This is a genomic window from Clostridium estertheticum, from assembly GCF_026650985.1.
Lineage (GTDB): Bacteria > Bacillota > Clostridia > Clostridiales > Clostridiaceae > Clostridium_AD > Clostridium_AD estertheticum_C.
This window is the reverse complement of record NZ_CP086239.1, coordinates 1,041,229-1,066,118: the sequence shown is the minus strand read 5'-3', so window position 1 is coordinate 1,066,118 and position 24,890 is coordinate 1,041,229. Positions and strand designations below refer to the sequence as shown.

Genomic DNA, 24,890 nt, shown 5'->3' with positions numbered 1-24,890 from the left:
TTTCTCGTAATATAGCTTAATGACATTTCTCATATACACTTATATTAAAATGGAGTGCAGTTGAAAGTTTAGAAGTTTCAATCGCTTTTTCTCTCATAGCATTGTCAAAAGTCCAATAGTAGGGTGTCATTCTTATAAGATTTTTTACACTTTCCCTATCTTCTAAATGAATGTTATACTTAACTTCTGATCTTTTTATTAATTTAAAACCCTCAAAAGTTGTTTCTTTTTCCTCATGTTTTCTAGCATTTACATATAATATCTCTTTTAAACCATATAAATGCTCAATCCCCGGTGTTACAACTACCAATTTCCCATTATCTTTTAGAACCCTTTTAAGTTCTAGATCATCAGAAGGTGCAAAATTTCTAATAATAACATCTATAGTATTTGGCATTATGGGTAAATTAAAATTGCTGCTTACTATAAAGTTTATTCCTTTATCCCTCTTAACTGCATAAGTAACTGCGGATTTCGATATATCTACGCCAAAAAAATTAAATTGCTTACTTAAAAGACATTTAGATTCATTTGCATATATAGCTTCCTTAAGTCTTGATAAAAAATATCCTTCTCCACATCCGGCATCAAGTATGTTTATATTCTTTTCACTTATATTCGATATTATTATCTCATTAAGTCTATCTGAAAAAGTGTGATAATACCCTCTATTTAAGAAATCTTTACGACCTTCCATCATTTCCTTACTATCTCCAGGATCTTTGGTTTTCTTTTGATTAGCTAATAAAAGATTAATGTATCCTTTGCTAGATATATCATAACTATGATTATTTAAACATACGCATTGTTTTTCATTTTTTTCAAGACTTAAATTGCAAACAGGACATTTTAATATAGACTGCATATTTTCTATTGACACAAAATCACTACCTTCCAAAGAATGAACTAAATTACCTTGTGCGTGTTTCTTACATAATTAATCGTCTGTAAATTTAGATTTGCTTTTTTCGCTAAGATTCACTCCGATTAAATCTAACAAGAATATAACTATTGGTATACCTAGTAGAAGACCCCATGTTCCCATAAAATGTTCTGATATTATTAATGTTGCAAAAGTGAAAAATATTGGAAGATGTGTAGTATCAGACATAAACTTTGGATTTAAAATATAACTTTCAATCGCATGAATTATAAAAATCATAATGAGCACAAAAAAAACTTTAACTACCCCACCTATTTTTAAAGCAATTAAGCATAATGGTATTAAAGAAATAAATACTCCAGCCACTGGTACAAGACTTAAAATAAATATCATAAATGCAAGAGCAAATAATTGTGGAAAACCCATTATAGTAAGTCCTATAATTGATAATACTGTATTTGTAATTGCTATCATTATTTGAGCCTGGATTACTTTACCAAAAGAATTTAAGAAGTTGTTTCCAAAATAACTAAAATAATTATATGCACCCGATACTCTACTATGTTTAAACTTGTGGACAAAGTTTAAAATACTCTTCTTTTCTAATATAAATACTAGACTTAATAGGAGTGCCATAAAAAAATTAATACTCCATTTGCCTAAATTTGTTACCAAAAGCATAATACTTTGAATACCTGATTTAGCATAACTTGCTATGTCAATTTGATTAACTATTGGTGATAGATAAGGCATAACACCTTTTGTGTTTTTCGCAAAATCAATATACTCCATCTTGTCTAAAATAAGTAAACTTTCAGATATTGCTATTGGTATATATTTTACTGCTAGGAGCGTTATAGTTGCTGTAATAAACACATATATAATTATCGTAATAATGGTTGGACTTACTTTTATAATTTTATTGATTTGGTAAACTAATAAACTTTGCATACTGTTCACTAAATAAGTAATCATAAAAGTTAATAAAATCAAATCAAAAATGGATCTTATTAAATACGCGAATAATACTAATGCTAAAAACAACATTATTTTCATAATTGACTCTTTCTTACATATCTGCTTTATCGATTGCATTTAAAATACTCCTTCATTTTCTTTTATTATTTACTTTAAATATGTACTGCATTTTCTCTCACTTATATCAAAATAACAAATTATTTTTCAACTAGTTCATTATAGCAAATTTTTTAACTTATTTCTATTAATTACTCCTAATAACCTTAATCATTATGATTATAAATTAAAGTTTAATTTTTATAATTTACTATAATGCCCTAAGTATAAGAAAAATGGTGTATAATATTAATGCATCTAATAATATTAGATCCTAAATAGAAAGTTTGGTGGTGAAAATAAATGAAACCAATAATTATGTTTGTAACTGAATGGTGTCCATACTGTAAAAAAGCACTTGGTTGGATGGAAAATATAAAAAAACAAAATCCACAATATGCTGATATTGAAATTAAAATAATCGACGAAGAGTTAGAGCCTGATATAGCAAAACAATATACATACTATTATGTCCCTACTTATTATGTTGATGGCATAAAGGTTCATGAGGGAGTTACCTCTAAAAGTATTGTTAATAATATATTTGAAAAAGCTTTTAAATAAAATGGTTTCTTAATTAAAAATCAATAAAAACATTATGAAGATGGTCTTAAGTTATCCTCTTGATGTTTTTATATTTTATAATTATGAACTTCTATTCTAAAATTATTTTCTAATTTTATGTAATTTATCACTCTTTCAATCTTTATAGTAGATAAATCATTATTTTTTGACATACTTAAAGTACTTTTTCTTATTTCTGCTAATGCTGATTTATAAATGGTTATTTTTCTATTATATTTATCTATCCTATCATTAAAATCATGTATCTCTTTTCTTATTTTATTTTTTCTTTCATCACATTGTTTTATTTTTGTTTTTATACTTAACTCATTAGAATAATTAGAATAAACTGCTATATATTCCTTAATAACTAATTTTTTGATAATTTTAAATTTTTCTCTACTCAGAAAAATATCAAGTGCTCCATATAATATTCTGCTTTGTTGCTTTTCTTCATTAAGATTATTCTCTAATTCCTTTATATAAAATTTTACTTCTTTAATATTTTCCCTATTAACTTTAATCCTATCTCTTAATTCTATTTTATTCTTTTCATTATCCACAATTCTAGATTTATTTAAACTTACACTTTCAATAAGTTCTTTTTTATTCAATTCTAAAGATTCACTCTTAAACTTTTGCATCTTAAATAATTTGCATATGTCTATTCTATAATTAGTTAAGATTTCAACTAACTTTTTTAATTCTTCTGATTTTTCTACAATAGAATCGTTCAAATCAAATTCCTCTACAATAGAACTAAATATAACATTATCTTCTGACGTAAAAATCATAAATTATAACCCCCTTATAAATAATATTAATTTTTGATTGATGTATACTTTTTTAATTATGGGATATACTATTATTGTAGTCGACAAACAAACATTAAACTTATAGTAGGGAGATGTTAGTTATGTTAAATAATAAATTATTTATAATTTTAGGCGCAGGCAGTATTGCTAGGGCTAAAAATGGAGACTATTAATTAATTCTGTATGAAACTTAAAATACAGAGTAGTAAAGCCAATGATTATTTAAAAATAATCATTGGCTTTATGCTTTTTATTCTATTTATCTTGTTGCTCCCGTGTTTTTAGATTGTGATCGCCCTTGCTGGTTTCTTCCATTTCGTCTGGCATAACCATTAGAACGTGATTTTCCAGTAGACACTTTCTTTGCATCATCCTTACTTGCTATTACTACTATATTACTTGCAGGATAAGGATGATCCTCTATTACTGGTATTGATTTTTTTATAACCTTCTCAATATCCTTAAGGAATGGTTTTTCTTCTACATCACAAAACGATAATGCAACTCCACCGAGTCCTGCTCTTCCAGTTCTTCCTATCCTATGAACGTAGGTCTCTGGAATGTTGGGTAAATCAAAATTAATTACGTGAGATAGTTCATCAACGTCTATCCCTCTTGCTGCAATATCTGTAGCGACGAGAACTCTTGTTATTCCCTGCTTGAAATTATTTAAAGCAAGCTGCCTCGCACTCTGTGATTTATTACCATGTATAGCTTGAGCCTCTATACCTTCATTGTTTAAATCCTTAGTGATTTTATTTGCTCCATGTTTTGTTCTTGAAAATACTAAAGCAGAAACTATAGATTTATCTTTTAACAGATGAATAAGCAATGATTTTTTATCTTTTTTATCTACAAAATATACTGCTTGTTCAATAAGTTCTATAGTTGATGAAACCGGTGTTACTGCTACTTTAACTGGATTAACAAGAATATTATCTACAAGCTTTGAGATTTCACCAGGCATAGTTGCTGAGAATAACATAGTCTGTCTAATCTTAGGCAATTGGGCTATTATTTTTTTTACATCACGTAAAAATCCCATATCAAGCATACGATCTGCCTCATCAAGTACAAACATCTCAACATGATGTATGTTTATAAATCTCTGCTGCATAAGATCAAGTAATCTACCAGTGGTTGCAATTAAAATATCTACTCCATCTTTCAACGCATCAGTTTGTTTTTTTTGTGATACTCCTCCAAAAATTACAGTACTAGTAAGATTCATGTACTTACCATACGAATCGAAACTCTCTCCAATTTGAATTGCAAGTTCTCTTGTCGGTGCGAGTATTAAAGCTTTAATATTTTTTGGTCCTTTTATAACCTTTTGTTTTCCACAAAGAATTTGTAGTATAGGAATAGCAAACGCTGCAGTTTTTCCAGTACCTGTTTGAGCACAGCCTAGAAAGTCCTTACCTTCTAATATACTAGGAATTGAGGCCTCTTGGATAGGTGTAGCTTCCACATATCCCTCATCATTTAATGCTTTTTTTATTGGTGTAATGAGATTTAAATCTTCGAATAACATTTTTTCTCCTTTGGAAGTGGCTGTCTTGAACTTTAAATGTCACAAATCACTAATATCCTGTTATGAATCTTCTTGAAAATTGGAAACAACAACTTTCTTCCATGATTATATTGCATCTAAGAAACCACCCTTTATTAGTGATATGAGCATATTTAGGCTGATTAATCTTCATTTAACTCTGACTTTATAGGTCTTTGATATATAAATAAATATGTTTCATTTTTATCAACTTCAAATTTATAATTTTATAATTTAAATATTCGTAACACTCATATTTTTTAATTATAACATATTTCTAGTCTTCTAGCTATTATTCTGGTTTTTATAACCCATAATAAACAATCTATTAAGTTTTTTTAATTTTTTTCATATACTAATTTAAAGTGAATATAAATGACGAATTATCATAAACTACACTTATAAAATATATTTTATTTACAAAAGGAGACATTTTTATGAATGAAAGCTTTAATTTCCCCATAAGTATACCTAAGCAACACCAAGATAAGCAGCCAGGTTTTGAAACACTAATGAACCCAAGACCTATTTTTGAATATCCAAATTGCATAGGTTCTGAAAAGCTAATGAATAAAGTTGCCCTAATCACAGGTGGTGATAGTGGGATTGGTAGAGCAGTTGCTCTTGCATATGCAAGAGAGGGTGCTGACATAGCCATAGTGTATCTTAATGAACATGAAGATGCGACAGAGACTAAAAAACTTGTTTGTGCAAAGGGTAGACAGTGCATTTTGATTCCTGGAGATATTGGCGACGATGCTTTCTGCGTAAATGCTGTCAGTCAAACAATAAAAGAATTAAGTAAAATAGATATTCTTATAAATAACGCTGGAGAACAACATCCTCAAAACAGTATTGAAGATATTACAAAAGAGCAACTAGAGAGAACTTTTAAAACTAATATTTTTGGAATGTTTTATATGGTTAAGGCAACATTACCATATTTAAAGGAGGGAGCTACAATTATAAATACTTCCTCAGTCACTGCCTACAAAGGGCATAAATCATTAATTGATTACTCCTCAACTAAAGGCGCGATAGTTACATTTACTCGTTCGCTCGCTCTTTCCCTTGCAAGTAGAAAGATACGAGTAAATGCCGTAGCTCCAGGTCCCATATGGACACCACTTATACCCTCATCTTTTAGTGAAAATGAGGTTGGTGAATTCGGAAGTAATACACCTATGGGAAGACCTGGTCAGCCCGTTGAACTTGCTGAAACATATTTGTTTTTAGCATCAAATGGTGCATCATATATAAGTGGTGAAACTATTCATGTTAATGGTTGTACTGTTATAAATGGATAATACATCCCACTAATCAATTAGCATAGTTTATATTATTTTCGTACTCAAAAAAAAAGATGAGTAAATAGGCAGCAATACCTTGCTGCCTATTTACTATTAAGTATATCCCTTCAAATTATCATTGCTTAATCATGTATTAATACATATAGACATATTTTTTTATATTTTGGAAAAATTCATGTATTTTCTGTTAATATATCCACACATATAATAATAGCTCATTGGCAATTATATATAGCAAAAGTATTATTAAAAGTGATTTGACTTTTATAAATTTGTACTATTAATATTATTTTTATAAAGGGGGAATTTCATCATGAGAAAAATGCTTATTGTTATACTTATTGTAAGTTTGCTTTTTAATATAGGAAATATATCAATAACCTCTGCTGCAAATGATACAAACAAAAAAGAAAATAGCAATATATACGATGTAACAATGAAACAAGATATTTTATGCTTAATGATTGCTTATCCTGAATATATTAAAAATATAGAGAAAAATAACGGTTATGTATATCTAAACATGAAATCAGGCAGAAAACTATGCTACGATGATAAAAAAATAAAGAGCATTCAAGAAAAACTTGTAAACCCAGACCTTCAAGACACCTTAGATCAAATTTATCCTTTATCTCCTATTAGATCTATTATGACAGCAGATTTTGATCCAGGACGTTATAGATGTTACGGGTTATTATCTGAAGTTTATGGTACATCAAAACAAGTCATAGAAGATAACCTTACAAAAGTTAATATTATTTACAATAATTATCAATTTAACAAGAGCAATAACGCATCTAATTCATTACAAACAGTTATGGAAGAATTAAAGCCTTTATTAAAAACGAATCAAAACTTGAGAAACTGTCTTTTGCCTTGCAGTGGCACCTTTAACTATCGAGTAATTTCAGGTACTAATAGATTAAGTCCACATTCTTTTGGAATTGCTATTGACCTTGCCAGTGACAAAAGAGACTATTGGAAATGGTCTACCAAAGATGCTGGAGAAAAAAGACTATCATCATATTCCACTGAACTTGTGGAAATCTTTGAAAAAAATAACTTTGTTTGGGGTGGTAAATGGTCCCACTTTGATATTTTACATTTTGAGTATAGACCTGAAATAATTTTAAAAGCACGCTATTTTCCAAATAGCAACGTTCTAAAAAAGACATGGTATGAAGGCGCTCCTATACAGGAGATTTCTATAAAAAATGCGATAGATAAAATTGATTCATTAATAAAATAATAGGAGTATAATATTATGAATTTACGTAAAATTGAAAAATCACAATCATTCAAACTTAAATTACTTATATTTGTCATCCTTCTTTTATCAATGCAAGTATATATTAGTAGTTATGCAAATGCTATTACTGATGAATCAAAAAAAGAAGTAACTAATTATATAAACCAAATTTTTAAAAATAGAAATAAAGCTATATTAAATGGTGATTTAGAATTAATACAATCATTTTATAATATGGACACAAAATATGGTACCTGGGCATATGAGTATGAAAAGAAAAAAATGGATTATATTAATAATTGGGCCGAAAAACAAGGAATTAAATTTACGGATATTGTTCCAACTTTAATTATAAAAAGGATTAAAGAAAACAATGATAATTTTTCAATATATTTATTGTGTTCAACTGAATACAAATATATATATATAGATCAACCAAAACTTGAAAACACATCAAGGATTGGAACATACCACAACTTGCAACTTATGAGTAAAGATGGTTCTTGGGTTATTTCTAAAGAATGGTACAAAGACCCTTTCGCAAATTCTTTAGACCTAAGTAATATAAAAGCAGATTCAATAAAAGAATATATATTATTTCAAAAACCAAGAGATTTAAAAAACATTGGGCAAAGACGAATAGATACTGTAAAATATGCTGATAAATATTGTGGTGCTGCGAGCGACAGTGAGTATAAATATAACATGCTTTATCGTGACTATAATCCTCAAGGTGGAGATTGTGCAAACTTTGCATCCCAAATTCTTTTTGAAGGAGGAAAATTCAGAAAAAATTCCACATGGAATTCAGATAAAAACGGAGCAACAAAAGCTTGGCTTAATGCAGATAGCTTTAAAAGATATATGATATATAGCGGTAGAGGATCCGTGATTGCCTATGGAAGTTATGACAAAGTATATAAAGCTAGTTATAAATTACTGCCAGGTGATATTGTTGCTTATGAAAATAAAAATGATATTACTCACATTTCTGTTGTTACAGGGGCTGATTCAAGAGGATACTCTTTGGTTAGTTGCCATAATTCTGATAGAAGTAAAGTACCTTGGGACCTTGGATGGAGTGATAAAAATATTAAATTTTGGTTGATTAGCGTTCACTTTTAATAAAATATTTCAAACAATAAATTATAAGGAGATGAAATTTATATGAAAACAGAAGAACAAATCAAATCAGAAGTAACAAGGCAAGTTATCGATAATATGAAAACATCTTTAAATGATGAATTAACTGAGGTTGAAAAGGAATTTGAAGAAACTTATAAAAGTAAACTTGAACAAGAAATACAATACACTTTAGAACTCTCCGAGACTGGTCTTGCACATAATTCAAGTAAAACAATAAAAGTAGAGAACAAAAAGTTGCTACAACAATTAGATAATATAAGAAGCGACAAAATTAAAGTTGAGAATAAAATAAAAACTTTAAATGAATTTGAGAATATATAAATCTAACAATCTTTTAGCTCCAATTTGACATAAGCCTATGAGTTTTATAGGCTTATTTATTTTTTTATTCTATATATACAAAAAATCAAATCAGCTACCTATTTATATTTTTTCGCTAAATTGAAATATATAAATTATGTTCAATAACTAATTGACCAATTTAAGTCAAAAATGCTATTATGAACTAAGTAATTGAAATATAAATAATATTTGGTAGGTGATTAATCTATGAGTCAGTGTAACTGTACTAGTTGTAATAACACTCTATGCGCGAAAAAAGTTCCCATATTTTCTTCGCTTTCAGATGAGCAGATAAAAAAAATTGTAGATATGACGGGACATAATTCTTATGAAAAAGGAGATATCCTATGTCGCGAAGGAACGAAATCTGATACTTTATTTATAATTAATGAAGGCGGAGTAAAGATTTCAAAACTCACTAAAGATGGTAAGGAACAAATTGTTCACATTCTAACCAGTGGTGACTTTTTTGGTGAACTAAGTCTTTTTAATGATAACGAGACTTATAATTTTAACGTTTACGCTATATCCCCACTAAAAATATGTACACTTACTAAGCAAAACATGGATGGAATTCTTATAAATAATCCTGAAATTTCTTTGAAATTGCTTCAAGTAATTACAAAACGTTTAAGTCAGACTGAAAATCTTGCTCAGAATCTTGCTACAAATGATGCTGAAATTAGAATTGCTTATATGATATTAGTATTTGCTGAAAAATATGGTGTTTCTACCGCCCAGGGTCTTCAGGTTAAGTTACCTATTAATCGAGAGGAGATGGCAAGTTATGTAGGGGTAACAAGAGAAACAATAAGCAGAAAGCTTAGTAAATTTGAAGATTTAGGAATTTTAGTTCATAAAGGTAATAAGCTATTAGTCATAAAGTCGTTAGATATGTTAAAATCCTATGTGGAATAAATAATAATATTCCTTTGCTACTCTAGTTGACTTATGCTTTTTAATATAGTATTATTTATTTTAGTAAATAGATTATATTATGATATATTTATATTTTGTAATTGATAAGGAGAATTAACTTACCATGAATATTTCTACTAAAGGAAGATACGGTTTAAGAGCAATGGTAGATATAGCTGTGCATTCATTTGGTGACTATATACCATTAAAAATTATCGCTGAAAGACAAGCAATTTCTGAAAATTATTTAGAACAAGTTTTTTCAATACTTAGAAAAGCTAAACTAGTGAAAAGTGCGAGAGGATCCCAAGGTGGTTATACCCTTTCAACTGAAGCATCAAAAATCACAGTAGGTGAGGTTTTAAGAATACTTGAAGGTGACTTAAATATCGCAGGTGATGATGATGGAGCTGCAGGTCTTGATAATAACATAAAGGTTTGTATAGACACTATCGTATGGCAGGAAGTTAATAAACAAATTAATAAAGTTATGGATTCTGTAACTCTACAGGACCTAGTAGAAAAATATAAAAGTCTAAATGCAGAATATACCTTAGATTTTATAATATAAATAAAGAATAATGGCACCTGTATTATACAAGTGTTGTTATTCTTTATTTATGTTTATGACCATTTTATAATTTATATGTATATATTAATTCTTAAATATAAGCATAATTTAAATGTTTAATCACCTTATAAGTTTACATTTCATATATTGAAATGCAAATGATAAAAAGGGAGAACATATATGGAATTAATTTTATCTGCATTATCATTTAGCTTATCCTCTAACCTAGATAACGTAGTTATAGGAATTGCTTACGGAATAAAAAAAGTAAAAATAGGGATAATTGCAAATCTCATAATAGCAATTGTAACATCTACAGCAACATTTTTATCTATGATAATTGGGGCTTATATATCGGAATTTTTGCCTCGCGCTGCAGCCAATGGAATAGGTGCTATTATTATTATTATTTTGGGATTATATTTTGTATCCCAAAGCATAATAAAACTTGTTAATAATACTAAGTCAAAGGAACTTGCCTTAAAAGATATTACTGATATGATAGAGTATGCTGAAAAATCAGACTTAGATAATTCTGGTGATATAAGTAATAAAGAAGCACTCATTATAGCATCTGGATTAACCTTTAATAATTTAGGAACAGGTATTGCCGCAAGTATAACCGGAGTTAGTATCCAGTTTACAGTCATATCGACATTTATATTAAGTTTTCTTGCAATCAAATTTGGTGAAGCTGCAGGTAATCATGTCTTGGGTAAAATTTTAGGTAAATTTGCCCCATTATTTTCAGGTATATTGCTAATATTACTTGGTATTATTGAATTTATAAATTAACATTTTTAAATTTATATCATATAGATTATTAGTAAATACTATTTGAAATATCCAAAACCATAAACAGACCTAATACAATATAAGATATTTTGTATTAGGTAATCTTTCTCTTTTAGATTTATTTCAAGTAAATTATAATAAACATAGATAATTATTGTTATTAAGAGTAAAATTAGGAATATAAACATTTATTGTTAAACAAAGGAGGAATAATTTTGGATGTAAATCAAATATCACAATTATCACAGCTTATGGGTATTGGAGGCACACAATCAGTTACAGGGGTTTCAGGAAGTGATGCTAGTACCGGTTTTGAAACTTTGCTTAAGCAACTAGTGGATAGTTCACAAAAACAGACTTCAAATAATGTTGGGGCAAGTACTCCTATCATAAGCAATAAAACTAGTGGACTCGATAGTATATCATTACAATCCCAAAAGGCTCAACAACTTCAACAGATGGTCATGCAACAAATGATGCAAATTATGACAACTCAAGATGCAGACAGTAGTTCAAGTACTGGTACAGATGGAAGTAACGGTAGTTCAGAAAGTCTCTTTCCAAGTACAAACAACAATAAAGACTTATCTCAATTAATACAAACTATAACGCAACAACAAAACAGTACCGGTAATAGTACTAATATTAATAATAATTCAAATTTAATAAGCACGGTTCTAAGTAATAGTACTTTATAAATTTAAAATTATATGTGTTTTATTGGCAAATTAAAAGCACCCATACTTTGGGTGCTTTTAATTAATTGTTTTCACTTTATGCTTATTACTTCCTCATTTAGTTCAAATAAGTCCTGCAAAATTCCATCAATAATATTTTCATCAATAAATGCTTTCAATTTCGGATTACGTTCTTCTGTATTAATATACTGAAGAAAATACCCACCCACTTTTTTTGCAATACTTAATTTAATAGATATATTTTGCTCTATTCCATCCTTATTAAATAAAATAAAAGTAACGTTATTATCGGTATATTTTATACATACTTTTTTATAAAATTTAATATCTATATATTCATTTAAATCTGTTATTGCTCGAATATTTTTTATATTATATTTATCCAAATTTTTATTAAAAACATCCACAAAGTTTTGCATTGCTTTGCTAATTATAGTTTTATCAATAGTCATATTTCTAAATTGCAAAACTAATTCTTCCTTCCAATTCATCTTATTCACTCCCCCTTATGAAATATACTTCTACTTAATTTTAAATGTATATAAATACCTGCAATATATATCCTCATATTAACCTATTCATAAGAAATAAAAAAGATACTGTATTTATGTGTATTTAATTATATTCTACATAATGAGTACACCCTATAGGATAGACCTTTCCTTGTCTACTCTATAGGGTATATTTTAATCTTCATTATTTCTTAACTACCTAATACTTTCACTCACATGGATATATATAATTAGCTGCAGTACGTACTTCTATTTCATCTGGGTCGCTTCTATCATCGTCTGGAAGCACAAATACTAGTTTACGTTCAATTGTACCACATTCATTGCTACTACATTCATTTCTACATACTGTAGTAATAAATCCTCTAAATGCAAGTATTCTATGGAATTGGTCATATATAATACATGCAACAGCAACTTTTTTATCAAAACATACATTATTTACTTGTATTCTTACAGTCAATAGTCTAGCACCATGTTTTTCCATGTCTACTGGATCTGCATTAATAACGCTACATAAATCACATGAACATTTATCACATTTATCATTTTTACCCATTTAATAAAACTCCTTTTCATATAAAATTTTACATATATCTATTCAATATATTTTCAACATAAACTTTTACATTGATATATGTTCTCCTAAATAAGATTAATATCTTAATTCAGATCTAAAATTAGTTAAATTAATGGGTTTATATATAATTTTGATAATGTATACTCTACACTATAATATATTCAGTTATAAATATTTTTGTGAATAAAATCAAAGATAAAGAGCCCTAAGAAATTACTCAGCGCTCTTTAACTATTTTTAAAATTAATAATTACTACTTCACTACATCTTTTACATACTAATACAGCAGTTCCATCATTACAGTTCTTAAATTGAAATTCTGTAATAGGTCTATCTGTTTTCAGGTCTTCAACATTTCCACACTTGCAAAGTAACTTCATTCTAAATCCTCCATTCACTCAAACATCCTTAAATTATTGTACATCAAATCTTAAAAAATATCCACTATTGAATAGTTAATACATTCCTAAGTTTTTAATTTTAAGTGTCAATTTTAATTAGAGAGCATATTATATAATGACTAAAGTCAAGGAGTGATATTATGTCGACGTATGAAAATAGACAACCTTATACTGATTGTTGTAAAGATTATTATGATAGGTGTGATTGTTGTGACCCATGGATTGAACCATGGTCTGACCCTTGGAGTGATCCTTGGAGTGAGGATAATTGTTGTAGAAAAGAACATTCCAATAAACATTGCTATAAAGAAAACTAATATAAAAGCGGAGTTGATATTTAAGCGCAACTCTGCTATTTTAAAATGTAAATAATTCTTTTATATTGCTTAAATAAAAAAGTTTCAGCCTAAGCTAAACCAAATTCTATATTAATTATTCTTTATATTTTTCAATATATTCTAAAAGTGCCATACTAACTAAATCCATGCTTTTACAATCTTCATGCTTTTCTGTAAAATCCTTAAACTTATCCCAAACATACGAATATACTCTAATAGTATTTGTCGTCTTGAATTCTTCGTCAAGCATCTCCTCATCAATCTTTAATTCTTGTGACTTCGATGTATCAATTATAATTTTATAATCGGTTTTTTGCTTTTCTATTTCAGTCTTATCTGCTACTTTTTTCTGTTCTTTTACAAAATCATAAGCTGAATCAATAGCTTCATCTATGCTATCAGAATTAAAGCTCACACAAGGAATTGTATCATCTAATGTTAAACAAAACTTAGAACTTGATTGGATTTTCACCTTAAATCCTGCATCAATTAATTTCTCTAATTTATTCATTATTTGCACACCCTTTACTTTTATATTTATTAATACATTTTTTAAATGTATTTCGGTTATTTATAAATTTAGTATGCCTTGCATTAAAGTATATTATTCCATAACACAAAATTCTTGCAACTTCTTAAATACTTATTATGATTAATTTTTATATTTCGTGACCATTCTGTATATGTTGCTGACGATCCCGTTTTACAATACTTTTCATTATCTACCTTAACCTCATCACTTTCCATCTCAAGGACAAGTTTTTTCATAAGTTTTTCATATTCCTCTAGTTTCTCTTTGGGCTCATTTATAAAAAATTCGTGATTTACATATGAATGTGTTTCATATATCTTTTTACCTGAGATTATTGCACCTTCTCTAAGTACTTTATCATATGAATACAAGTCTCCAATTTCTTCTATCACCACTTCAGGGTATATTTTATGCAATCCTTCAAAGGTATTTGCAATTATATTTAATTCTTCTATTGTTAGTGAATCTAAATCCCAACATGGTTTAATATTTAAGTTTTCATAATATGCATTAACTTCATCAATATCTTTTAACTCCATTAATATACGCCACCCTCATAAATTAATTACAACTACTTCTTCTTAAATACTTTACTTAATCCAACAGCTATTTCACTAAAAGTCGCAAAATTATTTATAAATTTTTCTCTATTAAAATACTGCTCTATTCTTTGCTGTTTCTCTGATTTATCTGCTTCCTCTTTTATTTGAATCTGTTCTTCAGACACTTCTTTCTGAATATCTTCTAGTACTTTTAAACAAACACGTGAATTAGATATTTTTCTTTTGTTAATGCTTTTAAACCATTCGTATATAAACAACATTATCAAACTTAAAACTACATATGATGTTGAAATCCATATATTTAAAGATCCCCCTAATTCTAAGGAAAAAAAGCAAGTTGCCAATATTGTAAATATAAGAGCAATAGTTGTTATGTACACTCCAAAATAATTTATATCTATTAGTTTTTCTTCTATTATCTTTTTCAACTTTATTTCTTCATATTTTATGAATTTAGAATCATATTTATATTCCCCATAACTATCATAGGCTTTTTTATAATTATTTTTTATATCGTTACGACTATTTTTATCATTTAGAATTTCCTCAATATTTTTCACTTTAAATTTAATTATTATCACCTCAACATACCATATTCGACCTGAAGTGATAAAAACCCTTTCTTTAGTTTTTAAGTAGATAAAAAGCACCCAAATGGATGCCCTTAACTCTTATATATTTAATTACAAAACTATTAAATGATTTTTAATAATTCATCTATTTCTTTTTCATTTATTTCACCTTTAAAGACTTTATATTTAGGTAAATTATGTTCTTCTAAAAAATTCTTTAGATATTCCGTTGTAAATTCATCACTATTACTTTTAATAGTATTATTATTCTTTTCTTTAAACCATGTATATGTTTTTATGCGCTCTAGAAGTGATTCATTTTCTACAACTCTTACATAATATCCATCATTAAAATATATTCTATAATATATTTTTTTATCATCTTCTTCTACTTTAATAATATAATTTAATTTATCTTCTCCAAGTTTAGTTGCTGGAGTTTCATTCCTTATACTAATAACTTCTAATAAATTCATATTAAACCATCTCCTAACCATACATTCTACAATTAAGAGACAATTCCCTTCTTTTTTACCATAATTATATAAATTAAGATAATATTATGTAAGTCACCCTAAACCATATGTTGTAATCAAAAGTTTACACTCTATTTTATGTATTATTTTACAATTTTGTTTCTATGTGTTATGATGTCGATAATAATTATAAAGCTTACGATAATATACTAGCGTTATTATCCGAAAATGAAGGTACTAGAATACTTTCATTTTTTTCTATGTTAACATTTGACCATAATAGTCCCGTCTTAATTTTACTTATTAATGAAGAATCACAACCATATTTCGCCGCAATGTCTTTATTTTCATTTTATCTTCTGCTAATAACGCTTTTATTTCTATAACTTTTACTCTATTTAATATTCTTTTATATTCCTTTGAACAAACCGCTGGATATTTATTTAAAACAACCACACCTTCTAGTTTTCTATAGAAATCTCTGTAATTATTTTCCAAATTTCTCGCTTCCTTTGCACTAAGACACACTTGTAATATTTCCATTTTTACGATATTTGTTCTATCGTATACTTTTTGTAATTCCTTATAATGATGTACACCTCTGCGTAATTTACTTGGATTCCCTACTATTCTATCTCCTAAAACACCACTTGCAATCAGCACGTAATTTATCTCTCCTTCTACTACATGTGTTGCATAAACTCCCTGACTTTCTCTTAATTCTTTTATCATTAAAAACACCATCCTAAACCGCTGAAAGCCTCTAACCTTTCTAGTCCTCACTGTAATTAAATTTATTAATAGCACTTACTTCTCAGAAAGGTGGAGTGGCAAAATCAGATGGAAATAATTTCACTCTGAAAACTCAGAGCACATTATCAGAACAGATAGGAATAAGTAAGCAACAGTAATCTAGATCTTATTATAAGTAAATGTCGGTTTTGTTGATTTTTTATTGAGGATATATACACTTTTTACTTATCATACTCTTAATGAGTTCTACGAATGATGTTAGATATAATTAGTAATGAAAAATTTTCAATTGACTACGTTTTGTTAGTTCAAAGACTCCGTTTTGTTAATCAGTTTCATTTATGTATATGTTGACCCATTGAATTTACTTAGCTCGTTAGAATATAAAAATTATATTAACGTGAAAAAAACCTATTTCACTAACCAAAAGTAGTCAATAGGTTTTAATCAATGGATAAAGAATATATTTAGTAGAACTAACTCTTATTTATCGTACTATTAATGTTATTATTATATTTCCTTTGTAACTCAATTAATTTAGTTTTAATTTCAAAAATACTCTTCTCAGATTTTTTCATACCATCAGTATCATCATAAAAAGTAATTTTTCCAGCCTCGGTTACTAAAAAATCAATAACTGTCAAAACATCAATACAAATTCGAGGTATACCTGACAATATTAACACCCAACTTTTAGGAATAAAATGTATAAACTCATTTCTATATTCATTAAGTAGTTTCATAGAATTGTCTATTTGATTATTTCCATTAATTTTTTTAGCATAATCATTTAGCTCCTTGCCATTATCACATTTTATTTTTTTTAATAGCTCTAAAAACAACTCCATTTTCATTTGAGGATATTCAGAGTTTTTATTATACCAATCAAACCACTCTTTCCTACTTTTTTTATTCAAAACACCAAAAGTACTACTCCCTTTTAAAGCAATAACCATACAATTTTGCACTGCATTATGCAAACTAATTATAATCCATTTCCATGCATAAATATCATCCTCTGCTTCTTTAATAAACTGGAAAGTTTTTTCTAGCGTTTTTATTAACTCAGTTTCCATATCCACTCTTAGATAAAGCATATCTTCTTTCATAAAAAGACCTCCTAATAGTTTACCAATTTATTTATATTAAGTAATTTCAACTAATAATTTAAATATCCTTTATTTAGAATTGTTTGAATGCAAAAAAATACTGCTTAGGCTATAACCTAGTGCAGTATTTTTATTTTTTTAAATTAAATCTTATAACTATTTATTTCTCCCTATCATAATACATAAATTGATAAAATAACAAAAATGTAGTAATATTAAAAGTGGAATCAATTTATGTAATATAATAGAATTTTAGGGGGATTATTAATGAGTAAGTTAGTAAATTGTAAAGCGTGTAACAAGGAAATAGCAAAGGGTGTTAATAAATGTCCAAGCTGTGGAAAAGATCAGAGGAATTTCTTTGGTCAACATAAAATATTAGTAGGAATTGTTGTTATAGTAGCTATTGTGATTGCAAGTAATATAGGAGGAGAGACTAAACCCACCATAGCAACAAACACTGCAACAACTCAAACTACTGCTAAGGTTAAAGCTACAACACCCGTAGCACAGACTTCTTTTAAAGTTGGAGACAATGTAAAATTAAAAAATTATAACGTTAAGGTAAATAAAGTTTATACAGTAGAAGGTGATGAATATACAAAACCTGCTGAAGGAAATGAATTTTTAGCAATTGATTGTACTGTAGAGAATACATCAAGTACAGAACAAAGTATATCATCAATTATGATGTTTAAAGTTGTTGACAAAGATGGTAGAGCAAAAGATATTTCTATTATGGGAATAACAGCTTCAAAAGCAGGACAATTAGATGGTAAAGTAGGAGCAGGAAGAAAAATGAGTGGAGTGTATGCTGTAGAAGTTCCAAAAGGTACTAAAGGATTAGAATTAGAATTTAATGCAAGTTTCTTATCAAGTGGTCAATTAGTTGTTAAATTAAATTAATACCTTTATACTTTTACTATAGTTAAAGTGAACAAAATTTAAATGATATTCTATAATTAAGATATGTTCACAAATTGTTTCTCCTATTTAAAAATACCGTTCAAGCCTTCCAACTTGTGCGGTATTTTTGTTTATAATAGTATTAAACAATGCCTATTTACAAGTATTTGGATCATCTTTTCTATAAGATTTTAGAATTAAATTTTGTTAACCTTAATTAAGATTTAACTAAATTCAAACTAATTCTAATTAACAAACTATATTAATTAAATTAAATATTACCTTTTAGTTCTTTGGTTGTAATACTTGTCTTATCTCTATCATAATAGAAGTCCTAGCAAGTGTAACTTCAATGTCCTATCGTGTGATATAGCATTGTATTTTACATATATAGGAATACTCCACCACTGTAATTACCTTTAATTAGCTTTTTCCCTCCCCTCACTGATGTCAATGGTGAGGTTTTTATAGACATGTTAACTATTTCCTCGTCCTTTATTGATTGTAAATATATCTTTGTAATCATTACATTCTCATGTCCAAGAATACGAGATAAGCTGTAAATATCTAACTTATTACGCAACTGTTTTTGAGCAAAATAGTGTCTTATTGTGTGAGGAGAACACCTAATTTCTTTTCTTACACCTGCTATTTCACCTGCTGTTTTTACCACCCCTTCAATAGTTTCAACGGTAAGTGGTAATCCTGTGTTTGATAGAAAATAATTCTCATGATTAATTACTTTATCTTTAAAATAGTAATCTTTAATTCTATTGTATTTCATCATAATTTTTTTTAGTTCTGAACTTAATCCAACTTGCCTTTCTTTATTACCTTTCCCTTTAATTAATACAAAATTGTCTTTTATGTTATTGTTTAATACACCACAAGTCTCAGCATTTCTTGCCCCTGTGTCAACTAGAAAAGCTATAATAGTTTTATTCCTTGCATTTAAGTAATTTAAATAGTCAAATGCATCTACCATATTTATTATTTCCAAATCAGTAAATGTATTTATTAATGTCTTAGGTACTCTTTGCCATGACACTTTTAAACATGGATTTACAATTACATATTCCTCATTAATGCAGTAAACAAAAAATGCTCTCATACATTTTAGAATTCCATTTGCATAAGTTTCTGTAAGTCCTTTATCTATTAAAAATCGAAAATATTTCTTAATGTGCAAATGAGAAAACTCTTCTAGTTCAATAATGTTAAATTCTTGTTTTACATAATTAAAAAAACGCAGATTATTATTTCTATAACTCTTTAAAGTTCTTGGACTGATTTTTCTTATCTCACAATCAAATATAAATTCTTTTAACGCATCATTTATTAACACAAAAAACACCCTCTCATATCGATTATTTATCAATATAATAAGGTGTTCAATGGTTCATCCATAATTACAGTGCATTGACTTATACGTATACCATCGTATAACGATTTTCTTAAACGTTTACCATCGTGCGGTTGCCTCTCAGCTCTCTATCCCTCAAATTCATCTGGATACTCCGCATTGTGATAGACATCCTGAACATCTTCGTTATCCTCAAGTGTATCTATTAAATCCTGAACCTTAGCTGCACCTTCCATGCTAACAGGAACCATATTATCTGGAATCATTGTAATCTCAGCTGAAGCAAATTCAAAGCCTGCTTTTTCGAGCACTTCTCTTACCTGTCCAAATGTTTCCGCAGTAGTTATAATTTCAAACATCTCTTCATCTGCATTAAAATCTTCGGCCCCAGCTTCAAGAGCTATCATCATGATTTCATCCTCGTCCATAACTTCAGTTCTCTCTATTATAATTTGCCCTTTTTTAGCAAACATCCAGCTTACACATCCAGCTGCTCCCATATTTCCATGATGTCTATCAAAAGCATGCCTTACTGTCGCAACACTTCTATTTTTTTTGTCTGTCAGCGTTACAACCACTACAGCAACACCCTCTGCTCCGTATCCTTCATAAACTATTTCTTCGTAGTTTACGCCTTCGAGCTCTCCAGCGCCTTTTTTAATTGCTCTATTTATTGTGTCGAGCGGCATATTATTAGATTTAGCCTTTGCAACTACATCTCTAAGATGAGCGTTAATTTCTAACTTAGATCCACCATTTTTAGCTGCCATTATTATTTCTTTACCTAATTTCGTAAAAACTTTACCTCTTATAACATCAATTTTACCTTTTTTTTGTTGAATATTATGCCATTTTGAATGTCCTGACATTTGAAATCCCCCCCAACTAACTATTTTAATGTGGAATATTCCTAACCGAGCTAATAAATAGCAATACTTCTATAAATTAGCTACAAGTACATTACCTTCATATTATATCATAGAAATAAAGCACTTTTCAAATAAATAAGAAATGTATGTTTTAGTTCTCTTTCTCATTTAAAAGTGTTGAATTTATAATTTCACTATCATATAATCTATGTTCTAGCTTAAAATACATTTTCTCTTTCTCTTCTTCAAACAAAGCCTTTCCTGAGCTAACCTCAGTTATTTGTGACTTTAGATTTTCCAAATTGCTATACTGACAGAGTATTTTAATTTTTACAATGTCTGTATACTCTACATGTTCTATATAAAAGTTATCTTTAGCACAGACATGTTGCACTTTTCCTAATAAATCATATTCAATTATTATTTCAAGTGAAACACCGTTAACTTTCTCAACTACCCCGCCTTCTTTAATAGCTAGGGATGCACCTTTTGAGTACGCTCTTGCAAGCCCTCCAGTTCCTAGAAGAATTCCTCCAAAATATCTAGTTACTACCACCACTACATCAGTTATATCACTTTTTTTTAACACTTCTAGCATTGGAATTCCTCCAGTACCTTGAGGTTCTCCATCATCACTATATCTTTGTATTTCTCTTCTTTCACCAATTATATATGCATAAACATTGTGCCTTGCTTGTTTGTGCTTATTTTTAATTGTTTGAATAAATTCCTTAGCTTCATCTTCATTTTCAACTCTTTTTCCATGACCAATAAATATTGATTTTTTTTCTTTAAATTCAGCAATTGATTCATCTTTTATAGTAAAATAGCTCATTTCAATTATCCCACCTACGATTAAATGTTCTAAATCAGATTTAATTTTGCCCTATCTTTATATCTCTATTTGCCCCATCAGCAATAAAAAACTCTGCGCAGCGTTAATTATGTATTGTTTGTCTGTGTTTTCATATATATACTTTATTTTTACAATAGCTTTTTCACTCTTTATTTTACCCAGGGACTTTATTGCATAACTTATCACTTGTGGATTTTCATCCTCAAGTGCTCTAAGTAATGCTCCTTCAGCCCTTAAGTCACCTAATTTTCCCATAGCTGAGACTGCCATTCGCCGCACATTTATAAATTTATGCACAGATGCTTTAATTAATATATTTAAAGAAGATTTTTCATTTAATTCGCCTAAGATCCAAACAGCAACCTCTTTGTCCTTCGGATGCATCTCCACATAATTGGTCCTTATTAATTCAATTAATTGGTTTTTATTATCTTCACTTATCGAATTTAAAAAATAGATTTTATCTTCTTTCCCTGCTTTAGCAATGCTCTTAAAAAGTTCATCAGTATCATTGCTATGCACTAAAAATCTATATTTAATTTTACCATCTATAATGTGTTTTTGTACAATGGCATTATCCAAATTTCTAATTTTACATATGGCCTCCATCGTTTTTCCCTCTAAAAACAAGAAATAGGATATTTCCTCATTAGAATATTTACTAATAGATAACCAGTCAATTTCAACTAATCCCTTTTTCAAAAAAGTCGCTCCTTACCTTATAGTTATTTTTCACTTAGTATCTCTGAGATAATCTTAATTCCTTCTTCTATTTCAGGCTTTTTTATTTCCGAAAAACTCAACCTAAAATAATTGTTACCTTCTTTTGCATTTTTATAAAATAGTACTCCTGGTGTAATTAAAACCTTCTTATTCATACATCTATAAAACAATTCCATTGAATTAATTTTTAGATCAGTAGCTATTTTAAAATAAAAATGAATTCCTCCTCCAGGCGTATAATAACTAGCCTTGGCGCCTAAATATTTTTCTATACATTCTAACATAAAATTATATTTATCTTTATAGGCCGTATTGAGGCGGCTTATGTGCTCTTTCCAAAGATCTTTATTTATATATAAATCTAAAGCACGTTGCATAAGACTAGATGTTGATATATCTGTATTAATTTTAGAATTCTGAATATACTCCTTACATTTTTGTGGTGATATCATATATCCTAGCCTTATCCCAGGTAAAAATATCTTTGAAAAACTCTTTATATAAATAACTTTATCATTTACGTCTAAGCTCTTAAAACTTTTATATTCCTTATTATCATATATTAGTTCAGATAAATAATCATCTTCCACTATATAAAAGTCATATATTTCTGCTAGTTCTAATATTCTTACCTTTTTCTCAAAACTATAAGTGGCGCCTGTTGGGTTTTGGAAATAACTCATTGCATAAAAGCATTTAATTCTATTCTTTTTTAATATTGCTTCAAATTGGATTAAATCCACACCATCTTCTAATATATCAACTTCAAATATATTAGCTCTTCTCCATTTAAAAACCGTCAGTGCACCACCATATGTTGGCTTTTCTACAATTACATTGTCATGAACGTTAATTATAGATTTTGAAACTATATCAATTCCCTGTTGTGCACCTGAGAGTATCAATATATCTTCACTACTTACCCTATTATTCCAAAAGAAAGTACTTATACTATTTCTAAGTCCCTCATACCCAAGTGATTCCTTATATGCAAAAGCCTCTGTACCATCTCTATCTAATACCTCATTCAGCACGTCTTTAAAGACTGTCACAGGGAAAAATTCACTACTTGTAATTTCTCCAGTAAAATCCACATAACTTTTTAAATTTTGACTAGATATTTTTTTTAGTGTATTAGAGTATTCCTTTTTAAACTTAATGTTTGTGTCTCTTCTTTTAGCATAAGTACCACTTCCCATCTTTTGATATGCATAGCCCTCAGCTTCAAGTTTTTTATAAGCACTTACTATTGTAACTTCATTAACTTTAAGTATTTTGGCTAATTTCCTTATTGAGAGTAATTTTTCGCCATCATCAATATTATTTTCATCAATTAATTTTTTTATATGCTTTGATATTTCTAGGTATTTAGGAATGTCGTTACTAAATTTTATTTCATATCTATACATATTTTCACCTGCTTATTTCAAAAATATTAAACGAAATACACATTTTGCTTAATCAATATATTTTCCTTATCTATCCTAAAATCTCTACTTTCTTTTTTAATAATATCTCTTTTCCATAGTTTATTAAGAACTTCTTCCATATCTATATCAAATTCCTTAAACAAATCATCCGCCATAATTTCTTCTGCACTTACAAACTTATCTTGTTCTCTCATATAGTTCAAGAGCAAATTACAATTATCCTTAATACTTAAGTCTACACTCTGTTCTAAAAACGTCATTGTTTCTTGAATTACCTCTTTTATATTTGATTTTTCAAAAAACAATTTATCAACGCAAAGTTTAAATTCTTCATTTAAATTAAGTGCCATAGTCATAACATCCTTGCTAATCATATATCCAGATGAATTAACAAACAGCTTTGAGTACTTTTCTATACATCTTGTTGCAGAACTGTATGAAGTATATATAGCATCACTCCATAAATACTTTTTACAAACTCCCATTTCTTTTAATAATTTTCCTAAAAAACTAATGCCCCAACGTTCTCTATCAACATCAGGAAAAAGTCTACCACCGTCATATCTTACTGTTATATCCATATCTTTTGAAAATATTAACCTTGATGACGAGAAAATTCTATGCAAATATCCACCCTTTAAATTATTAGAATAAACTTGAATAAATTTTTCCTTACTCATAAGTTTAACATGAACTGAAATGCCCTCTTCTTGCGAATATAAGTTCCTAATTTCATCATAATTTTTATCAACAATTACTATAAAATCAATATCTGATTCTTCCCATAAATCACCTGTTACCATACTTCCAAAAACCATTACTGATAAAACAGATTTATCAATTTTCATCCTGTCAACCACACTATTAAAAGCCTTCTGATATTGTAAAATAGTTTTTATCATTCTCTTCCCCCACTAATTTTTAATATAATTTATATGTTATTCCTCTATCCTTCATTATAGCACTACATTTTTCACAATTACAAATAAA

Annotated in this window: 30 protein-coding genes; 11 read left to right on the top strand and 19 right to left on the bottom strand. The window is 28.2% G+C overall.

Going from position 1 to position 24,890, the window contains the following annotated elements; translation table 11 throughout:
- Positions 1 to 16: 16 nt before the first annotated feature.
- Entirely contained in the window at positions 17 to 880 is an 864-nt protein-coding gene (locus LL038_RS05370) for a putative RNA methyltransferase (protein WP_216121595.1), read from the bottom strand.
- A 57-nt stretch (positions 881 to 937) separates the two neighbouring features.
- Positions 938 to 1,978: an AI-2E family transporter gene (locus LL038_RS05365; RefSeq protein ID WP_216121597.1), complete on the bottom strand. Its 1,041-nt coding sequence runs from the start codon at positions 1,976 to 1,978 to the stop codon at positions 938 to 940.
- A gap of 282 nt (positions 1,979 to 2,260) precedes the next feature.
- Between LL038_RS05365 and LL038_RS05360 the strand changes: the two genes are divergently transcribed.
- Positions 2,261 to 2,521 (top strand): thioredoxin family protein, encoded by a 261-nt coding sequence (locus LL038_RS05360; RefSeq protein ID WP_216107087.1) that lies wholly within the window; start codon positions 2,261 to 2,263, stop codon positions 2,519 to 2,521.
- A 68-nt stretch (positions 2,522 to 2,589) separates the two neighbouring features.
- Here the strand turns inward: LL038_RS05360 and LL038_RS05355 are convergent, their stop codons facing one another.
- Together LL038_RS05355 and LL038_RS05350 are read right to left on the bottom strand one after the other, a co-directional pair.
- Positions 2,590 to 3,315 (bottom strand): hypothetical protein, encoded by a 726-nt coding sequence (locus LL038_RS05355; protein WP_216121598.1) that lies wholly within the window; start codon positions 3,313 to 3,315, stop codon positions 2,590 to 2,592.
- Between the two features lie 280 nt (positions 3,316 to 3,595).
- Positions 3,596 to 4,870, bottom strand: coding sequence for a DEAD/DEAH box helicase (locus LL038_RS05350; RefSeq protein ID WP_216121601.1), 1,275 nt, complete (start codon positions 4,868 to 4,870; stop codon positions 3,596 to 3,598).
- A 455-nt stretch (positions 4,871 to 5,325) separates the two neighbouring features.
- Between LL038_RS05350 and LL038_RS05345 the strand changes: the two genes are divergently transcribed.
- From LL038_RS05345 to LL038_RS05310, 8 genes are all read left to right on the top strand, one after another.
- The gene (locus tag LL038_RS05345) at positions 5,326 to 6,195 is read left to right on the top strand and encodes an SDR family oxidoreductase (protein WP_216121603.1); all 870 of its coding nucleotides are present in this window, start codon (positions 5,326 to 5,328) and stop codon (positions 6,193 to 6,195) included.
- A 316-nt stretch (positions 6,196 to 6,511) separates the two neighbouring features.
- Entirely contained in the window at positions 6,512 to 7,447 is a 936-nt protein-coding gene (locus LL038_RS05340; protein ID WP_216121605.1) for a M15 family metallopeptidase, read from the top strand.
- Positions 7,448 to 7,462: 15 nt separating this feature from the next.
- Positions 7,463 to 8,572, top strand: coding sequence for an amidase domain-containing protein (locus tag LL038_RS05335; protein ID WP_216121607.1), 1,110 nt, complete (start codon positions 7,463 to 7,465; stop codon positions 8,570 to 8,572).
- A gap of 42 nt (positions 8,573 to 8,614) precedes the next feature.
- Positions 8,615 to 8,914: a hypothetical protein gene (locus LL038_RS05330; RefSeq protein ID WP_071613003.1), complete on the top strand. Its 300-nt coding sequence runs from the start codon at positions 8,615 to 8,617 to the stop codon at positions 8,912 to 8,914.
- 228 nt (positions 8,915 to 9,142) lie between these two features.
- On the top strand, positions 9,143 to 9,853 hold the full coding sequence (locus LL038_RS05325) for a Crp/Fnr family transcriptional regulator (RefSeq protein ID WP_216121609.1): 711 nt from the start codon (positions 9,143 to 9,145) through the stop codon (positions 9,851 to 9,853).
- A 124-nt stretch (positions 9,854 to 9,977) separates the two neighbouring features.
- Positions 9,978 to 10,424 (top strand): RrF2 family transcriptional regulator, encoded by a 447-nt coding sequence (locus LL038_RS05320; RefSeq protein WP_216121611.1) that lies wholly within the window; start codon positions 9,978 to 9,980, stop codon positions 10,422 to 10,424.
- Positions 10,425 to 10,604: 180 nt separating this feature from the next.
- Positions 10,605 to 11,219, top strand: a complete 615-nt coding sequence (locus LL038_RS05315; RefSeq protein WP_216121613.1) for a sporulation membrane protein YtaF — start codon at positions 10,605 to 10,607, stop codon at positions 11,217 to 11,219.
- A gap of 215 nt (positions 11,220 to 11,434) precedes the next feature.
- Positions 11,435 to 11,917 carry a hypothetical protein gene (locus LL038_RS05310; RefSeq protein ID WP_216121615.1) on the top strand — a complete coding sequence of 161 codons (483 nt, stop codon included), beginning with the start codon at positions 11,435 to 11,437 and terminating at the stop codon, positions 11,915 to 11,917.
- 71 nt (positions 11,918 to 11,988) lie between these two features.
- Here the strand turns inward: LL038_RS05310 and LL038_RS05305 are convergent, their stop codons facing one another.
- The 3 genes from LL038_RS05305 to LL038_RS05295 all read right to left on the bottom strand — a co-directional run bounded on the left by LL038_RS05305 (position 11,989) and on the right by LL038_RS05295 (position 13,389).
- Positions 11,989 to 12,408 carry a hypothetical protein gene (locus LL038_RS05305; protein ID WP_216121617.1) on the bottom strand — a complete coding sequence of 140 codons (420 nt, stop codon included), beginning with the start codon at positions 12,406 to 12,408 and terminating at the stop codon, positions 11,989 to 11,991.
- Between the two features lie 229 nt (positions 12,409 to 12,637).
- A complete protein-coding gene (locus LL038_RS05300; protein WP_216121619.1) occupies positions 12,638 to 12,988 on the bottom strand; it encodes a hypothetical protein in 351 nt (116 codons plus the stop codon).
- A gap of 248 nt (positions 12,989 to 13,236) precedes the next feature.
- Entirely contained in the window at positions 13,237 to 13,389 is a 153-nt protein-coding gene (locus LL038_RS05295; protein ID WP_216121621.1) for a hypothetical protein, read from the bottom strand.
- A 161-nt stretch (positions 13,390 to 13,550) separates the two neighbouring features.
- Between LL038_RS05295 and LL038_RS05290 the strand changes: the two genes are divergently transcribed.
- On the top strand, positions 13,551 to 13,727 hold the full coding sequence (locus tag LL038_RS05290; RefSeq protein WP_216121623.1) for a hypothetical protein: 177 nt from the start codon (positions 13,551 to 13,553) through the stop codon (positions 13,725 to 13,727).
- Between the two features lie 115 nt (positions 13,728 to 13,842).
- Here the strand turns inward: LL038_RS05290 and LL038_RS05285 are convergent, their stop codons facing one another.
- The 6 genes from LL038_RS05285 to LL038_RS05260 form a co-directional block, all read right to left on the bottom strand.
- Positions 13,843 to 14,259 carry a hypothetical protein gene (locus LL038_RS05285; RefSeq protein ID WP_216107074.1) on the bottom strand — a complete coding sequence of 139 codons (417 nt, stop codon included), beginning with the start codon at positions 14,257 to 14,259 and terminating at the stop codon, positions 13,843 to 13,845.
- Between the two features lie 83 nt (positions 14,260 to 14,342).
- The gene (locus tag LL038_RS05280; protein ID WP_216121625.1) at positions 14,343 to 14,819 is read right to left on the bottom strand and encodes a hypothetical protein; all 477 of its coding nucleotides are present in this window, start codon (positions 14,817 to 14,819) and stop codon (positions 14,343 to 14,345) included.
- 32 nt (positions 14,820 to 14,851) lie between these two features.
- Positions 14,852 to 15,424, bottom strand: a complete 573-nt coding sequence (locus tag LL038_RS05275) for a hypothetical protein (RefSeq protein WP_268056002.1) — start codon at positions 15,422 to 15,424, stop codon at positions 14,852 to 14,854.
- A gap of 113 nt (positions 15,425 to 15,537) precedes the next feature.
- Positions 15,538 to 15,891, bottom strand: coding sequence for a hypothetical protein (locus tag LL038_RS05270; RefSeq protein WP_216121629.1), 354 nt, complete (start codon positions 15,889 to 15,891; stop codon positions 15,538 to 15,540).
- Between the two features lie 303 nt (positions 15,892 to 16,194).
- Positions 16,195 to 16,623 carry a hypothetical protein gene (locus LL038_RS05265; RefSeq protein ID WP_216121631.1) on the bottom strand — a complete coding sequence of 143 codons (429 nt, stop codon included), beginning with the start codon at positions 16,621 to 16,623 and terminating at the stop codon, positions 16,195 to 16,197.
- A 497-nt stretch (positions 16,624 to 17,120) separates the two neighbouring features.
- Positions 17,121 to 17,753 (bottom strand): hypothetical protein, encoded by a 633-nt coding sequence (locus tag LL038_RS05260; protein WP_216121633.1) that lies wholly within the window; start codon positions 17,751 to 17,753, stop codon positions 17,121 to 17,123.
- 267 nt (positions 17,754 to 18,020) lie between these two features.
- Between LL038_RS05260 and LL038_RS05255 the strand changes: the two genes are divergently transcribed.
- Positions 18,021 to 18,659: a DUF4352 domain-containing protein gene (locus LL038_RS05255; protein ID WP_253200217.1), complete on the top strand. Its 639-nt coding sequence runs from the start codon at positions 18,021 to 18,023 to the stop codon at positions 18,657 to 18,659.
- A 382-nt stretch (positions 18,660 to 19,041) separates the two neighbouring features.
- On the opposite strand, the gene LL038_RS05250 is transcribed toward LL038_RS05255, so the two are convergent.
- From LL038_RS05250 to LL038_RS05225, 6 genes are all read right to left on the bottom strand, one after another.
- Complete coding sequence (locus LL038_RS05250; protein ID WP_216121635.1) at positions 19,042 to 20,004, bottom strand: tyrosine-type recombinase/integrase; 963 nt, start codon at positions 20,002 to 20,004, stop codon at positions 19,042 to 19,044.
- A 146-nt stretch (positions 20,005 to 20,150) separates the two neighbouring features.
- Complete coding sequence (locus tag LL038_RS05245) at positions 20,151 to 20,891, bottom strand: YebC/PmpR family DNA-binding transcriptional regulator (RefSeq protein WP_216121637.1); 741 nt, start codon at positions 20,889 to 20,891, stop codon at positions 20,151 to 20,153.
- Between the two features lie 151 nt (positions 20,892 to 21,042).
- On the bottom strand, positions 21,043 to 21,726 hold the full coding sequence (locus tag LL038_RS05240) for a YigZ family protein (RefSeq protein WP_216121640.1): 684 nt from the start codon (positions 21,724 to 21,726) through the stop codon (positions 21,043 to 21,045).
- 57 nt (positions 21,727 to 21,783) lie between these two features.
- A complete protein-coding gene (locus LL038_RS05235; RefSeq protein ID WP_216121642.1) occupies positions 21,784 to 22,449 on the bottom strand; it encodes a HEAT repeat domain-containing protein in 666 nt (221 codons plus the stop codon).
- A 23-nt stretch (positions 22,450 to 22,472) separates the two neighbouring features.
- Positions 22,473 to 23,879: a PLP-dependent aminotransferase family protein gene (locus LL038_RS05230; protein ID WP_216121644.1), complete on the bottom strand. Its 1,407-nt coding sequence runs from the start codon at positions 23,877 to 23,879 to the stop codon at positions 22,473 to 22,475.
- A 26-nt stretch (positions 23,880 to 23,905) separates the two neighbouring features.
- Positions 23,906 to 24,802 (bottom strand): nucleotidyltransferase domain-containing protein, encoded by an 897-nt coding sequence (locus LL038_RS05225; protein WP_216121646.1) that lies wholly within the window; start codon positions 24,800 to 24,802, stop codon positions 23,906 to 23,908.
- Positions 24,803 to 24,890: the final 88 nt, after the last annotated feature.

What these genes read in the sequence shown, in the direction of transcription:
- LL038_RS05265 (WP_216121631.1), bottom strand. Translation starts at nt 16,623, where the DNA reads ATGATAAAAGAATTAAGAGAAAGTCAGGGAGTTTATGCAACACATGTA.
- LL038_RS05300 (WP_216121619.1), bottom strand. Translation starts at nt 12,988, where the DNA reads ATGGGTAAAAATGATAAATGTGATAAATGTTCATGTGATTTATGTAGC.
- LL038_RS05355 (WP_216121598.1), bottom strand. Translation starts at nt 3,315, where the DNA reads ATGATTTTTACGTCAGAAGATAATGTTATATTTAGTTCTATTGTAGAG.
- LL038_RS05330 (WP_071613003.1), top strand. Translation starts at nt 8,615, where the DNA reads ATGAAAACAGAAGAACAAATCAAATCAGAAGTAACAAGGCAAGTTATC.
- LL038_RS05255 (WP_253200217.1), top strand. Translation starts at nt 18,021, where the DNA reads ATGAGTAAGTTAGTAAATTGTAAAGCGTGTAACAAGGAAATAGCAAAG.
- LL038_RS05360 (WP_216107087.1), top strand. Translation starts at nt 2,261, where the DNA reads ATGAAACCAATAATTATGTTTGTAACTGAATGGTGTCCATACTGTAAA.
- LL038_RS05340 (WP_216121605.1), top strand. Translation starts at nt 6,512, where the DNA reads ATGAGAAAAATGCTTATTGTTATACTTATTGTAAGTTTGCTTTTTAAT.
- LL038_RS05320 (WP_216121611.1), top strand. Translation starts at nt 9,978, where the DNA reads ATGAATATTTCTACTAAAGGAAGATACGGTTTAAGAGCAATGGTAGAT.
- LL038_RS05295 (WP_216121621.1), bottom strand. Translation starts at nt 13,389, where the DNA reads ATGAAGTTACTTTGCAAGTGTGGAAATGTTGAAGACCTGAAAACAGAT.
- LL038_RS05315 (WP_216121613.1), top strand. Translation starts at nt 10,605, where the DNA reads ATGGAATTAATTTTATCTGCATTATCATTTAGCTTATCCTCTAACCTA.
- LL038_RS05260 (WP_216121633.1), bottom strand. Translation starts at nt 17,753, where the DNA reads ATGAAAGAAGATATGCTTTATCTAAGAGTGGATATGGAAACTGAGTTA.
- LL038_RS05305 (WP_216121617.1), bottom strand. Translation starts at nt 12,408, where the DNA reads ATGAATTGGAAGGAAGAATTAGTTTTGCAATTTAGAAATATGACTATT.
- LL038_RS05240 (WP_216121640.1), bottom strand. Translation starts at nt 21,726, where the DNA reads ATGAGCTATTTTACTATAAAAGATGAATCAATTGCTGAATTTAAAGAA.
- LL038_RS05335 (WP_216121607.1), top strand. Translation starts at nt 7,463, where the DNA reads ATGAATTTACGTAAAATTGAAAAATCACAATCATTCAAACTTAAATTA.
- LL038_RS05365 (WP_216121597.1), bottom strand. Translation starts at nt 1,978, where the DNA reads ATGCAATCGATAAAGCAGATATGTAAGAAAGAGTCAATTATGAAAATA.
- LL038_RS05350 (WP_216121601.1), bottom strand. Translation starts at nt 4,870, where the DNA reads ATGTTATTCGAAGATTTAAATCTCATTACACCAATAAAAAAAGCATTA.
- LL038_RS05325 (WP_216121609.1), top strand. Translation starts at nt 9,143, where the DNA reads ATGAGTCAGTGTAACTGTACTAGTTGTAATAACACTCTATGCGCGAAA.
- LL038_RS05230 (WP_216121644.1), bottom strand. Translation starts at nt 23,879, where the DNA reads ATGTATAGATATGAAATAAAATTTAGTAACGACATTCCTAAATACCTA.
- LL038_RS05225 (WP_216121646.1), bottom strand. Translation starts at nt 24,802, where the DNA reads ATGATAAAAACTATTTTACAATATCAGAAGGCTTTTAATAGTGTGGTT.
- LL038_RS05270 (WP_216121629.1), bottom strand. Translation starts at nt 15,891, where the DNA reads ATGAATTTATTAGAAGTTATTAGTATAAGGAATGAAACTCCAGCAACT.
- LL038_RS05345 (WP_216121603.1), top strand. Translation starts at nt 5,326, where the DNA reads ATGAATGAAAGCTTTAATTTCCCCATAAGTATACCTAAGCAACACCAA.
- LL038_RS05290 (WP_216121623.1), top strand. Translation starts at nt 13,551, where the DNA reads ATGTCGACGTATGAAAATAGACAACCTTATACTGATTGTTGTAAAGAT.
- LL038_RS05280 (WP_216121625.1), bottom strand. Translation starts at nt 14,819, where the DNA reads ATGGAGTTAAAAGATATTGATGAAGTTAATGCATATTATGAAAACTTA.
- LL038_RS05285 (WP_216107074.1), bottom strand. Translation starts at nt 14,259, where the DNA reads ATGAATAAATTAGAGAAATTAATTGATGCAGGATTTAAGGTGAAAATC.
- LL038_RS05245 (WP_216121637.1), bottom strand. Translation starts at nt 20,891, where the DNA reads ATGTCAGGACATTCAAAATGGCATAATATTCAACAAAAAAAAGGTAAA.